1 protein-coding gene is annotated in these 1,391 nt (G+C 73.4%); it reads left to right on the top strand.

The genetic code is table 11. The features are described 5' to 3' along the window. Window positions 1–289: 289 nt before the first annotated feature. Complete coding sequence (locus tag AOK18_RS24125) at window positions 290–1,258, top strand: M28 family metallopeptidase (protein ID WP_095534105.1); 969 nt, start codon at window positions 290–292, stop codon at window positions 1,256–1,258. Window positions 1,259–1,391 lie beyond the last annotated feature (133 nt).

Raw genomic sequence — 1,391 nt, 5'->3', positions numbered from 1 at the left:
CCCCTCGCTCCACCGCCGCCCCTTCCCTCCGGGCGGCCCCTCCCCGCCTCCGGGGCCGCACCCCGGCCCCCTTCGGCCCCGCTCCCGGAACGCCCGTGAGGGCTGCCGCACGGTTCCGCGCGCCCGGATAGCGGACGTCGTGTTCCCTTTTTGGACAACCTGCCTCCGCGGCCCCCGTTTCCGTTGACTCCCTCGACCTCCGCTGTGATTCTTCTCGCCAATCTGACATGCACACGTCGTGTCGGACTCCCAGTGGCCCACCCCACGGCCACTTCCCGAAGGAGACAGTGTGAGACGACGATTCGCCGTGGCGAGCTTCTCCCTCGCCGTCGTGCTCGGCTGCGGAACCCTCCCCGCCGCGGCCGCCGCTCCCGCGGACACGGGCCGGTCGGCCCCCGCGGTGGACGCGCTCGCCGCGCCCGACGTCGACGTGACGAAGGTGCGGGCCCACCTGAGCGAACTCAGCGCCATCGCCTCCCGCAACGGCGGCAACCGCCGCTCCACCACCCAGGGGTACCGCGACTCGGTCGCCTACGTGAAGGGCAGGCTGCAGGCGGCCGGCTACACCGTCACCGAGCAGCCCTGCACCTCCGGCTGCACCAGCGGGGCGGGCCCCAACCTGATCGCCGAGTGGCCGCAGGGCGACGCGAACAACGTGTACATGTTCGGCGCCCACCTCGACGGCGTCTCGGCGGGCCCCGGCATGAACGACAACGGCTCCGGCTCGGCCGCGCTCCTGGAGAACGCCCTGACCCTGGCCCAGCAGAACCCGGCCATGCGCAACCGGGTCCGCTTCGCCTGGTGGACCGACGAGGAACAGGGCCTCAACGGCTCGGAGTTCTACGTCCGTTCGCTGTCCTCCACCCAGCGTTCCAGGATCCGGGCGTACTACAACTTCGACATGATCTCCTCGACCAACGGCGGCTACTTCATCAACCGCATCACCACGTCGGCCGCCGCGCCGATGAAGGCGTACTGGGACTCGCTGGGCCTGCGGCCCGAGGAGAACACCGAGGGCGCCGGGCGCAGCGACGACTACCCCTTCCAGCAGGCCGGCATCCCCACCTCCGGCTACGCGATGGGCGCCAGCGCCCGCAAGACGTCGGCACAGGCCGCCAAGTGGGGCGGCACGGCCGGCTCCGCCTACGACCCGTGCTACCACCGGTCCTGCGACACCCTCACCAACGTCAACACCACCGGCCTGAACCGCGCGGCCGACGGCATCGCCTACACCCTCTGGCAGCAGGCCGTCTCCTGAGGCCGGGGCGCCGCCGGGCCCCGGCCCGGCGGCGCCCGCGGACCGGCGGGCGGCCCTCCCACCGTGACCGGGGAGCACGTCCCCGCGGCCGGGCCCCGGCCGCCGGCCCACGTCCCCGGGCCCGGGGCCGGGT

It is taken from the genome of Streptomyces prasinopilosus (genome assembly GCF_001419695.1).
Classification (GTDB): Bacteria; Actinomycetota; Actinomycetes; order Streptomycetales; family Streptomycetaceae; genus Streptomyces; species Streptomyces prasinopilosus.
Note: the sequence above shows the minus strand (reverse complement) of the source record. Positions and strands in the feature narration are given on the sequence as shown.